The organism is Dehalobacter sp. (assembly GCF_030063005.1).
In the GTDB taxonomy this organism is placed as follows: Bacteria; Bacillota; Desulfitobacteriia; order Desulfitobacteriales; family Syntrophobotulaceae; genus Dehalobacter; species Dehalobacter restrictus.
This window is the reverse complement of record NZ_JAPDHR010000048.1, coordinates 17,393-29,987: the sequence shown is the minus strand read 5'-3', so window position 1 is coordinate 29,987 and position 12,595 is coordinate 17,393. Positions and strand designations below refer to the sequence as shown.

The following is a 12,595-nucleotide window of genomic DNA, read 5'->3' as shown; positions in this document are numbered from 1 at the left end:
ACCCGATATGCGTAATACGACTTAATACTTTAATTCAATATTCATTTTTAAAGTCCGCATTTGGTGGGCTTATTTTGGTGTACCCTTCTTTTTACGCAGTCTCATGTCTGAACTCTTTCAAACTATGTCCTGTTAAAGTGATACCAGTCTTACTTTCCCCCTCTAAAAGCTGAAAGAGCTTTGTTTTTTCAGCATGATCCCTAAGACAAGGATATCCAAAGGCTGGTCTTATTCCCTTAAATGACCCTTTTAATAGCGATTTAAGCTCGAGATTTTCATCTGGAGAGTATCCCCAATAATCCGTTCTGACCTGAAGATGTAATAACCCTGCAAAGGCTTCTGCTAACCGATCAGCAAGAAGTTTTACCATGATTGCTCCGTAGTCATTACCTTGTTCTTTAAGTTTTTCGGCATACTCCTTCGCACCAACGCCTGCCGTTACAATAAAACCACCTAAATAATCAGTTATCCCACTATCCTTAGGGGCTATATAATCTGCAAGGCATCTATAGACATTATCCTGGGAAACCTCTTGCTGCCTTAACATATTGAAGGTTGTAACACTTCCATTATGGTACATTTCAAGGTCATCTCCTAGAGAGTTAGCAGGAAAAATACCCAAAACAGCATTGGCTGTAAGTATGTCTTCCCTCTCTAGCAAATCTAACATTTCATTGGCATCAGCAAAAAGTTTTTTAGCTTCTCCACCATATTTAGGATCTTCCATAATTTTAGGATACACCATTCCCATATCCCAAGCCACAAAGAAGAAAGACCAATCGATATATTTTCTAAGCTCGCTGATGGGAAAATTTTTTAAATGTTTGGTGCCAATTAGATTTGGAATGTTGATACTTTCCTTATTCCAATCGATATTAAATTTCTTTTTCCTAGCTTCTTCTAAGGGCACAAGCTTTCTTTCAATTTTTCCGTAGTTTTCTCTTATAGTTTGGTATTCTTCCCCTATTTGGGTTAGATACCTTTCTCTTTCATCTTTATTAAGCAGCTTTTTAGCGGCTTCTACGGCTTTTGAAGCATCAATACTATTCACTACACCCTTTGAATATTTAGGGGCAATCTTTAAGGCTGTATGAGTCTTAGAGGTTGTTGCACCACCAATCATCAGGGGAATGGTAAATCCTTGCCGTTCCATTTCCTCCGCCACATTAGACATCTCATCTAACGAGGGAGTAATAAGTCCGCTCAGGGCGATGATATCTGCCTTTTCCTTTTTTGCAGTTTGAAGAATTACCTCGCAAGAGGCCATTACGCCAAGATCGATAACTTCAAAATTATTACAAGACAGAATGACAGAAATGATGTTCTTGCCAATATCATGCACATCACCCTTAACCGTTGCCACGACTACTTTCCCTGCACTTCTACTTTCATTACTCTTCTTCTCTGCCTCAATGTAGGGTAATAAAAAGCCTACAGCCTTTTTCATAACTCTGGCGCTTTTAACAACCTGCGGGAGAAACATTTTGCCTTCGCCAAATAATTCTCCAACCACTTTCATACCATCCATTAGCGGTCCTTCAATAACCTTTTCTGCTCTGTCATATTGTCTTCTGACGTCTTCAACGTCTTCTTCAATATATTCTGCTATCCCTTTTACTAAAGCATGGATTAATCGTTCCTCGGATTCCTTCTCTCTCCAGGCAAGTTTATTCTCAACTTGGTCCCCGCCTGATGCTTTGTAAAGTTCTGCAAACTCTAAGAGTTTTTCAGCAGAATCTGGTGTTTTATTTAGTACAACATCTTCAACCTTTTCCAGGAGCTCTTTATCTATTTCATCGTAAATTTGAATCATACTGGGGTTTACAATAGCCATATCCATGCCTGCAGCAATAGCGTGATACAGAAACACGGAGTGCATAGCTTCCCTGATGGCATTGTTTCCTCTAAAGGAGAAGGATAAATTACTTATCCCACCACTTACCTTGGCGAATGGAAGGTTTTCCTTGATCCATTTTACGGTGTTAATAAAATCGACCGCGTAATTATTATGCTCTTCAATCCCCGTGGCAATGGCTAAAATATTAGGGTCAAAAATTATATCCGTTGGTGGAAACTTCACCTTATTCACTAATATATCATAGGCTCTTTTACAAACTGCAATTCGCTTTTCAAAAGTATCCGCCTGACCTTGTTCATCAAAAGCCATTACTACCATCCCTGCGCCATATCTTTTGATTAACGTTGTTTGCCGAATAAACTCCGCTTCCCCTTCTTTGAGGCTTATTGAATTCACAACTGCCTTACCTTGAATTGCCTTTAAGCCTATTTCTAAAACCTCAAATTTTGATGAATCGATCATCACTGGAACCCTGCAAATCTCTGGCTCGCTTGCCAGAAGCTTAAGAAATATATCCATTTCACTTAAGGCATCAAGTAGCCCATCGTCAAAGTTTATGTCGATAATTTGGGCTCCATTTTCCACCTGTTCCTTGGCCACAAATAATGCTTCTTCATATTGTTTCTCTCTAATTAATCTTGCAAACTTAGCTGATCCTGAAACATTCGTTCTTTCCCCAATATTCACAAAATTGTTTTCTTTCTTTATGACGATAGCTTCAAGGCCACAGTAAACAGTCTCCTTTTCTATCAGAGGAATCTTTCTCGGTTTGATCCCTCGAACCGCTTCACTGATCGCTTTAATATGCGCTGGTGTTGAACCGCAGCATGCTCCGACAATATTTAAATGCCCTTCCTCGGCCAATTCCTTTACCAAGGCTGCCGTTTCTTCCGGACGTTCCTCATACTCCCCTAGGGAGTTTGGCAGACCTGCATTAGGATGAAATGTTACATACCGATCTTGTGTTTTTGAAAGATATCTGATGATAGGAATTAAATCCTTGGCGCCAAAGGAACAGTTTAACCCTATACCAAGTATTTCATCACCCTTCATCGTATGTGCAAAAGCTTCAAGCGTTTGACCGGATAAAATACGGCCACTTTTATCTGCAATAGTACCTGAGATAAATATTGGCAGTGTTAACCCTTTTTCCTCAAAGACACTTTCAGCTGCAAATACTGCTGCTCTGGCATTTAAGGCATCAAAGATTGTTTCAACAAATAGAATATCTACTCCACCATCTACAAGCCCCTGTATCTGCTCTCCATAAGCAAGTACGAGTTCATCAAAGCTAATATTTCTGATGCCTGGGTTTTCAACATCTGGTGAAAGTGATGCTGTTCTATTGGTCGGCCCAACTGAACCGGCTACAAAACGCGGTTTCCTTGGATCTACTTGAGTAAAAAGATCTGCCGCTTCTCTTGCTAGCCTTGCGCCTTGGAAGTTAAGATCATAGACCTTATCCTCCATACCATAATCTTTTTGAGATATTCTAGTGGCATTAAAGGTATTTGTTTCAATGATATCCGCCCCAGCAACTAGAAAATTTTTATGAATAGCTTTAATAATCTCTGGATGAGTAATATTCAAAAGGTCATTATTCCCCTTTTGGCCTCTATGACAATTACAACTTCCTGCATATTCTTGCTCATTCAAGTTATATCCTTGGATACAAGTCCCCATCGCACCATCCAGGACAAGAATGCTTTCCTTTAAATAATCCTCGATATTATATCTCATTTGTTAGCCCCCCCTTAATTTTGAGTGAATATTTTAGATGTATCTGTCATCGTAAACAATAATCAAATTACTGTCGCACTCATACATTCACTATAGCATGATAAAAAAGATATAGGGTAACTTTAAAAGACTATGGCTTGTTATAACATAAAACTATAACAAGCCATAGTCTTGGGTTTTTTTAAATAAACTTCCATGAACCTGTCGGCTCACAGGGAGAATGAAAATTAATATGAACTTTTTTAAACGTTAATAAATGGTAATAATCTTAACAAGGTGGGGTTCTGTAAGCCGTCTTTTTTGTGGTGGATTTTACCCCGACAAATAAACTGGTTCCAACAATCTATGAGCACAGGTAAATGTGCCTTGAGCACGTGTAAGAAATTTCACTAAAATTACTCCGATTGTTGGGTTCACCCGCCTTATTAGGAGGTTTCGTTAAATGGAAGCAGTTTTGGAATGCTGTGTTGGTTTGGATGTACATCAAGAAACAGTGGTCGCCTGTGTTGTTTTGGTCCTTTGGAACATAAGCCGAAAAAGGAGATCAGAACGTTTGGGACGACGACGCCCGAACTGTTAACTCTTGCTGACTGGCTAGAGGAACGAAAGTGTTCCCATGTGGCGATGGAAAGTACAGGAATCTATTGCGCGCACAGCTAGTGCATGTAACAATCTATCCACAAGCAGGATAGAGCATTGATATGTCAAGAAAAAGAGCAGTAAGAAGCAACGCCCTCTCGGACTGCCAACATGGTCAGACAAATTACTCCGAGAAGTCATTCGTCTGATTCTGAATATCTACTTTGGTCCGCAATTCAGCAACGCCTCTCACGGTTTCCGTTCCAATCGGGGATGCCACACAGCACTGGATTCTATTCGGGCTAAAGATGGTTGGGAAAGTGTAAAATGGTTCGTTGCAGGCGATATCCGCGACTGTTTTGGTAGTATCGATCACAGCATTCTACTCGGAATTCTGGCTAAAAAGTGAAAGACAATCGCTTCGTGAGACCGATGAAACGCTTTCTGGAATGTGGGTACATGGAAGACTGGAAATATTTCACTACCCTAAGCGGGTGTCCGCAGGGTGGATTATGCTAAGCTTTGCATAATCCACATTATGCGAAGAAAGTTATTATGCAAAGTAAACTGCTGAAGTGCCGATAAATCCTCATGTCTTCTTTGATTTTCTTTGCATAATCCCCCAAGCTAATTTGAAAAGGAAGTACGAATCTTCCAAGATACTATATTGGTGGAATCATTAAAGTGGAGAAGAAAACGTATCCTGGTATCAGTTTATAGTGGTATGTCTGGCTGGGTCAAAGACTAATCGTAACTTTACCTGGGTTTTAGATTTGAAGTAGCCTTGGATATTATGCAAAGTAAATCAAACAGAAAAGCTGTAAATACAAGGTTTTCGTCGCTTACTTTGCATAAGGTGGAATTTTAAGTCCTTTGCTTTCTAACGTCTATATGGACAAGTTCGACCAGTTTATGGAGAAACATATCCTACCCGTCTAAAACTGCGGGGGCAGAAGGGCAATTCACTCAGTGTGATTGCCTTGACATCGGGAAAGCGCAATGCTACAATCAAATAGTGCATATACACTATTTGATTATTTTAATTCGGAGATTAAATCATGAGAGAAAAAAAAGTACGTGCCAAGAGCCAATGTAACTGCATTAACCTAAGAAGGGCGTCTAATGCGATCACGGAATATTACGACCACATGTTGAGATCCGGCGGACTGACAATAACTCAATACTCTCTGCTTAAAAACTTAAAACGGTTAGGAGTGTGCAGTACGAGCGAACTGGCTAAATATGTCGGCTTGGAACGAACGACATTGGTCCGTAACATTAAACCTCTTTTTCAAAAAAGGTTTATTGAAGATATCTCTCCTGAAGGAACCAGAAATCGTCAAATTCAAGTCACATCGACCGGAACGAAGGTGTTGGAACTCTGTAGACCTTTATGGGAAGAAGCACAAAAGGGGATTGAGCTAAAAATCGGATCTGAAAATGTCCAATTGCTCACGCAATTAGTTGCTAAAATTGAGGACATATAAAAATTTTAAAAATATTAGTGTAATTACACGAATAAAGGAGGGATTTGAATTGAGAAAAAGGTCACCCGATTATGTACAATTATATACAAGGTTTTAAGTTGCCTGGGCACTAGGACGCATAGGGGAGGATAAAGCGAAATATATCTTACGATGCAGGCTGGATAGAGAAAGATCGAATAGGGTAAAAGAAGAAATTGTCGGATGCTGAATTCGTTAAGCTTATCAGTAAACATTACAAATACATAATGGATGCCGCAAACGAAGTACAGGACTTCCTAAATAAGTTATTATGAGCATAAGTACGTGTGCTATTACACGTTTGGAGAGGTGATCTATGATATCAAAAGATATAAAAGAATATGGTTTAAGTATTGGATACACTAAAGTCGGCATCACTTCTGCCGACAACTTCACAGAGTATGTGGCTGAAGTTGTTTCAAGAGGTGATAAGTATGATATTTTGAACTTCACTACAACAAATCCAGTTCATGGAGCGACACCTAAAAACATTATGCAAGAAGCGAAATCAGTTATTGTCTTAATATGGGATTATTTTCAGAACGATTTTCCTGAAGAACTTAAAAAAATGATAGGAAAAATCTATCTGGCCAGGTGTTATAATCCGCTCCCCGGTACGATAGCCTATTCAAGACTGCAATTGATGAAAAGCTATTTATCTAATAATGGATGCATGGTAAACTCAGACATTGGTATTCCGGCAAGATGGGCAGCTGCCCAAGCAGGTGTTACAACTTTTGGTAAAAATAACTTTGCTTATGTAGATGATGCAGGTTCTTATATTGTCATCAGCACTATTGTTGTTGATATGGAAATGGATTATGATCAACCTACTATGGAAAGTAAATGTCCCCCCAATTGTAAAGCATGCATAAATGCATGTCCAACAAAGGCAATCTATGAGCCATTTAAACTGGATCCTAAAAAGTGTATTTCATTTAACAACTGGATGACACAAGACGGAAGAGGTTCTATCTCTGCGTTCATTCCTTATGAATTACGAGAAACTATAGGGTGTAAAATACATGAATGTGATATATGTCAGGATATTTGTCCACTCAATCAAAAGAAATTGAAGACACCTAAAGCAGTCGACAGATATATAGAGCAAATCGGGCAGGATATTACGTTGCCAGCAATTCTTAACATGACGGATGAATTTTTTACGAACAGAATTAAACCAATTATGTATAACTATGTTAAAGACAAACGATATTTTATGCGAAACGCTGCAGTTGCTATGGGCAATTCAAAGGATCAAAAATATGTCAAAGATTTAGAAATTGCATTATTAAACCCTGATGAGATGATTCGAGAGTATTCTGCCTGGGCATTAGGGAAAATGGGTGGTCAAGATTCCAGGAGTGTACTTGAAAGTAGACTTGCGAATGAATCATCTGACTATGTTAAAAAAGCTATTAATCAGGCGTTAGCTTAGGGATAAAAGTCAATCCCTGGGGCTAAAAGCATTCTTATTTGAGTTAATTTCATAAATATATGGTGTCGCTTCCTCCAAAGGCAGAACAAAGAGAAATTGTCCGCTCTTTGGATACCCTCCTTGGAAATGAGCAAAAGGCAAAAAAATTATGTGATGTAATAGGGAATATTGACATTATGAAACATTCAATCCTTGCCCGCGCCTTCCGTGGCGAGCTTAGCACCAATAATTCCGATGAAGAAAGTGCATTGGAGTTGTTAAAAGAGGTTTTGTGAGAGAGGGTAGTGGATTAATTTCGTAATATTTGAGATTTTGTAAGTATGAGATCCCTTTTTAACTCATTAAGTTATCAAATTCGAAATCAAAGAAACAATCGGAGTTCTTTCAGAATCAGCAAAAGGCTGGTCGAAAGAACTAAACCTTGTTAGTTGGAACGATGCAGCCCCAAAGTATGACATTCGGGAATGTCACCCAACTCAATATATGAGTTCGAGCAATAACTTGCTTATACGATTATTCTTCCGTTATCCGTTTGTCCAGACCCCTGATGAGGCAGTCAAATTCGTCGCCAAGCAGATTGCCGGAGGAGCGGACTACATCAAAATATTTATTGAGGACGGAACATGTGTGGTTTCCCCGGACTTCCTGTACTAGATAATGAGATCCTGAATGCGGCCGTGAATGAAGCGCATCGCCATGATAAGCTTGCTATCGTCCACGTCACGACTGCCGAAGCGACAAAGCAAGCTATTGACGCCGGAGTGGATGGGCTGGGACACTTGTTCTTTGACTGCTCGCCAACCCCAGAGCTTATAGCTGATATTGCATCATTGGGTGCGTTTATTATACCTACTTTGGTGACACTCTCAACTGCTTTTGGTAATAGCGCAGCCACGATGGCTGCCAACGAACGAGTACGTGCAAGACTTAGCAAGAAGTGGCTCGACTCCCTCTCTCGCAGTATGAACGTCTATCCACAAGGAAAGCTCGAAGATGCTTATGCAACTATCAGAGCTCTCCACGGAGTAGGTGTGGACATTTTAGCAGGCTCTGATGTGTCGGAACCTATACCAATCCTTGGCGGACTTGCTCACGGTGCCAGCCTGCCCCATGAACTGCAACTGCTGGTCGCTGCGGGACTGAAGCCTATCGAGGCGCTGCGTTCAGCCACCTCCACCCCCGCACGCCGGTTCGAGCTCACCGACCGGGGGCGGATCTTCCCCGGAGCACTCGCTGATTTGCTGCTGGTTGAGGGTGACCCGTTGACCAACATCGCCGACACGCTCTCCATACGGGCCGTGTGGCATCGTGGTGTTCAGCTCACAACCCAAGGGTAGACATTGGATAATCAAAAATGCCCCAAAGTACAACATTTCCTATCCAGTCGCCCCGCCCATTCCCAGATAGGGAAGGGCATCACGGCTTGGGAAAGAGAAGCTATGGAAGTTGATTGATTTGCTGGGTGGGTTGAAGTTGTAATATCGCGGGGGCGAGGATAACGATTAATTAAAGGAGTTAATGACGCTGATGAAATCTACTCGTTCACCTTGGATACTAATGTTAAGTTCGGCAGCAATTCTGGCTATCACGATGGGAGCTAGGCAATCCGCAGGGCTTTTCGTTTTGCCGATCAATTCATCTACGGGGTTAAGTATCGTTAACATAAGCTTTGCTCTTGCTATTGGGCAGTTTATTTGGGGATTAGCCCAGCCAATATTCGGAGCAATCGCTGACAAAAAAGGTTCGTATGGAGTTCTAGTTATGGGAGCTTTCATCCTTGCAGGGGGGTTAGCTTTGACCACCATGGTAAATTCGGAGTGGTCGCTAATCTTAACTATGGGTGTTTTAACTGCGGCAGGTGCCGGAGCGGGAAGTTTTTCAACCTTAATCGGAGCCACATCTCGACAACTACCTATGGAGCGCCGCGCTTTTGCTGGCGGTTTCATCAATGCGGGCGGTTCGTTCGGACAGTTTATCTTCGCCCCGTTATTACAAGCCATTATTAGTGGATTCGGCTGGGTTGCTGCAATGCTCACCATGGCGGCTACAACGCTTCTAACTATTCCCATCGCATCGTCGTTGCGCAGTGACCTATCATCAGATAAGCTAGTTAGTTCTGAGAAACATGAGGGAGGGCTAGTGCAACAAGTTCGTCAAGCGATGCATAATCCTAGCTATTTATGCCTGCATGCAGGATTTTTCACATGTGGTTTTCATGTCGCATTTTTGGTAACCCACTTGCCAGGGGAAGTTGCTTTATCGGGTCATTCGGCAAGTGTATCAGCTACCTCGTTAGGGATCATCGGCTTGTTCAATATTGCAGGTAGTCTATTTGCCGGGTTCCTTGGTACACGTTATCGTATGAAATATATACTTTCCGTTATGTATGCCAGTCGTGCTGTAATGATCGGATTGTTTCTGATTTCCCCAAAAACGCCGCTTACCTTCTATATATTTGCTGCTTCTCTGGGGTTCACATGGTTGGCGACAGTACCACCAACCGCAGGTATTGTTGGGAAACTTTTTGGTACGAGATATTTGGCGACACTTTTTGGATTAACGCTGCTGACTCACCAAATTGGAGGTTTTTTGGGTGCCTGGCTCGGGGGAATTGCAATGGATCATGATGGAAATTATCTGTGGATGTGGTACGCTGACATCGTATTAGCTTCTGCTGCAGCGCTGGTTAATCTTCCGATTCGTGAGGATAAACCAGGCAGGTGAGTTTTAACTTGAAAATTTATTACTGAGGGTCGCCCACCCATTCCTAGATCTTGGAAAGGTGTACCGGCTTGGTAAAGAGGTGCTGTGTCGGGTAGTGATTTGCTGGGTGGGTTGAGTTGCAGTTAGCTATGATCGAACAGATGGAAACGGGAAGGGGCTAAAAAGGCAGTACCTTAAGGTAGATATTTACCTATAAATAAGCACATAACGAAAGCCCTCCCCATATGTTTGGAGAAGGATTTAGGTATTTTATGATTTTTTAGATTGGTAATCAACTTTTGAACAATAGTTCCATATAAGGGGTACTTAGACATGTGTTTTCTAATTGAAAGATAGGTTATAGCTAGGCACATAGAAACGGTAGTAAGTATGAACAGATTATGAGAAGAAAGTAGTTATGCAAAGTAAAATGTAATAAACCGCATCAAATCAGAGGTTGTAACCATAAATACTCAGCATAATATCTCTCCATCAAGGAAATAGATTTAGAGGTTCAAGATGTTTGAGCCTCTAAATTTTATGTTGGAGGGATTATTAATGGAATCAACCAAGAATCTACCTGAATTGATCAATGCAGTAACATCTGAGTTATTGCGGCTTAGGTATAGTCCTGTGACTATATCGAAATGTAACGCAGTATGGCAAAAACTCCTATCGTACACACAAGCAAAGGATTTACTTCATTTTTCCGAAAAGCTAAGTGAAAGCTTTCTCCTGGAATACTACAAATACCCAGCAGATTATTCCGGTGAATTTCCGTACGGAACAAGAATTGCTCTTCGCGCAGTCAGAATGCTTGGAGATTATCAATTATATGGCATTATTTTGAGAAAAAGAAAAAAGCAGCAACCATCGTGCCCGGATGGATTTACAGATGCAATACGCGGGTTTGTTTTGTATTCCTATCAAAGCAGAAATACAGTTAAAACGGTAGAAAGAAAGGTATTTATTGTAAAGTGTTTTATTGAGTACTTAACAATGCAAAACGTTTCTACATGTTCTGGTATCAATAAACAGCATGCTTCGGGGTTTATTACATCCATACTAGGGCTTAAGAAAATAACTATTAATCAGTATCTTTACAAATTAGGGTGTTTCTTTCGCTTCCTACATTCAGAGGGATCTAGTAGCGTTAACCTCCGAATGGCAATTCCCCAAATTAACGATGCTAAAGAACGCAGAATTCCGACAGTGTGGTCACCGAAAGAAAAAAGCGTTGCTTGCCCTAGTCATCTAATTCTTCGAATTGCTTACCATATCTTGCTTACCAAGGAGCCATACAAGGAATTAGGCACGGAATATTTAGCAGAACGCGAACGCGAGAGGGAACAACGAGTTATTCGGCAGCTTCAATTAAAAGGATATCAAATTTTAAAAGTCAGTTAAGTTAGGTTCTGAATAAGGAATATTCGAGAGATCCCAAAGTGGTTCTCGGGCATCCCTATGTCTTTAAAGCTTAAGTTTTAAGGCACGGATACGGAGTCAGGACGCCGGAGAGGGGCATTTTCGTAAGAAACAAGGCATATAATTTAAGCTTAGACGTGTAAATGGGTTTCTAAAGTTTTAGATTTATAATTACTTTATCCAGTTCTTGCACATAAGCTGTCGCAAGCCTGCTAAGCACTACACTTTTATGTGAAATCCATCCGACAGTAATGGTTTCATTAATATTTAATGGTACAGCGATGATGTTATTTCCGTTAAGGTCAGCATTTAAAACGCCTGTTGAAATGGTATATCCATTTAATCCGATCAGAAGATTAAACAGAGTTGCCCTATCGCTAACACGGATACTCTTTTTATGAGATAAGGTACTCAATATCTCCTCTGAAAAATGAAAAGAATTGTACTCTCCTTGTTCAAAGGACAGGCAGGGATACGAATCCAAATCCTCCAACGTAACTCCCTCTTGCTTTGCCAGCGGATTATTAGCACTGATGAAAACATGAGGTGCAGCTTTAAATAATACTGTAAACTTTAAATTGTTTTCTTTCATAAGCTTATTGATGACCTTTGAATTAAATTCATTGAGATACAAAATACCGATTTCACTGCGGAGTTTTTTTACATCCTCCAGAATTTCATAGGTTTTTGTTTCTCTTAGGGTAAACTCATATTCCTCCAAGGCGTATTTTTTCATGAGATTTACAAAGGCATTGACAGAAAAAGCATAGTGCTGGGTTGAAACAGAAAAATGCTGGGGAGATGGCTTCGCATCTAAGTAACGGTTTTCCAACAGTTCTGTTTGCTCCAATACTTGCCGTGCATAGCCAAGAAATTCTGCCCCCGCTACAGAAATACTAATTCCCTTATTGGTGCGTTCAAAAATCGTTATCTTAAGTTCTGCTTCCAATTCTTTTATTGCGTTGGAAAGGCTGGGCTGAGATATGAATAAACGCTTTGCAGCCTCATTAAAGGAGCCCCAGTTTGCGATTTCAATTGCATATTTAAGCTGTTGAAGTGTCATTTTTTCCACCTGCCTATTATTCCTAATTAAAAAAGTTCCTTGACGATGAGTGCCAAGAAACTATGTATATCCCTGAATACAACACTTACTTATGGAAACCCCCTATCGCTCGTAGAGTTAATCGTTCATTAACAAAGGCAGGTCTTCTGACTTTGGTTGGGTAAATATATCTTGAAGTAGTGCTACATCTTTGTTTTGTTTATAATGCCAATATCAGGTCTTTCTTTCGGCTTTCTGTGTCCACAATAGTATACTAACACCAAACCATAGACTATATCAATGTC

General features: G+C 40.5%; 9 protein-coding genes and 1 pseudogene. 8 read left to right on the top strand and 2 right to left on the bottom strand.

Annotated features, from left to right (window positions below; genetic code table 11):
• Positions 1 to 91 precede the first annotated feature (91 nt).
• Positions 92 to 3,598 (bottom strand): methionine synthase, encoded by a 3,507-nt coding sequence (metH, locus tag OKX56_RS12225; RefSeq protein ID WP_287896640.1) that lies wholly within the window; start codon positions 3,596 to 3,598, stop codon positions 92 to 94.
• 742 nt (positions 3,599 to 4,340) lie between these two features.
• On the opposite strand from metH, the gene OKX56_RS14980 reads away from it, so the two are divergent.
• The 8 genes and pseudogenes from OKX56_RS14980 to OKX56_RS12190 all read left to right on the top strand — a co-directional run bounded on the left by OKX56_RS14980 (position 4,341) and on the right by OKX56_RS12190 (position 11,230).
• Complete coding sequence (locus tag OKX56_RS14980) at positions 4,341 to 4,586, top strand: RNA-dependent RNA polymerase family protein (protein WP_202951853.1); 246 nt, start codon at positions 4,341 to 4,343, stop codon at positions 4,584 to 4,586.
• Between the two features lie 649 nt (positions 4,587 to 5,235).
• Entirely contained in the window at positions 5,236 to 5,664 is a 429-nt protein-coding gene (locus OKX56_RS12215; RefSeq protein WP_034377870.1) for a MarR family winged helix-turn-helix transcriptional regulator, read from the top strand.
• A gap of 334 nt (positions 5,665 to 5,998) precedes the next feature.
• Positions 5,999 to 7,120: an epoxyqueuosine reductase gene (locus tag OKX56_RS12210; RefSeq protein ID WP_287896637.1), complete on the top strand. Its 1,122-nt coding sequence runs from the start codon at positions 5,999 to 6,001 to the stop codon at positions 7,118 to 7,120.
• A 348-nt stretch (positions 7,121 to 7,468) separates the two neighbouring features.
• Positions 7,469 to 7,594, top strand: a pseudogene (locus OKX56_RS15050) (YdbC family protein); the annotation flags it as partial.
• A gap of 27 nt (positions 7,595 to 7,621) precedes the next feature.
• The gene (locus OKX56_RS12205; RefSeq protein ID WP_015043271.1) at positions 7,622 to 7,774 is read left to right on the top strand and encodes a hypothetical protein; all 153 of its coding nucleotides are present in this window, start codon (positions 7,622 to 7,624) and stop codon (positions 7,772 to 7,774) included.
• Positions 7,744 to 8,457 (top strand): amidohydrolase family protein, encoded by a 714-nt coding sequence (locus OKX56_RS12200; protein ID WP_015043270.1) that lies wholly within the window; start codon positions 7,744 to 7,746, stop codon positions 8,455 to 8,457. Before OKX56_RS12205 ends, OKX56_RS12200 begins: the two co-directional genes overlap by 31 nt.
• Before the next feature lie 181 nt (positions 8,458 to 8,638).
• Entirely contained in the window at positions 8,639 to 9,844 is a 1,206-nt protein-coding gene (locus OKX56_RS12195) for an MFS transporter (RefSeq protein WP_034378738.1), read from the top strand.
• Positions 9,845 to 10,381: 537 nt separating this feature from the next.
• On the top strand, positions 10,382 to 11,230 hold the full coding sequence (locus OKX56_RS12190) for a site-specific integrase (RefSeq protein WP_015043267.1): 849 nt from the start codon (positions 10,382 to 10,384) through the stop codon (positions 11,228 to 11,230).
• A gap of 169 nt (positions 11,231 to 11,399) precedes the next feature.
• Here OKX56_RS12190 and OKX56_RS12185 read toward each other — a convergent pair whose 3' ends face one another.
• Positions 11,400 to 12,311, bottom strand: a complete 912-nt coding sequence (locus OKX56_RS12185; RefSeq protein WP_015043266.1) for a LysR family transcriptional regulator — start codon at positions 12,309 to 12,311, stop codon at positions 11,400 to 11,402.
• Positions 12,312 to 12,595: the final 284 nt, after the last annotated feature.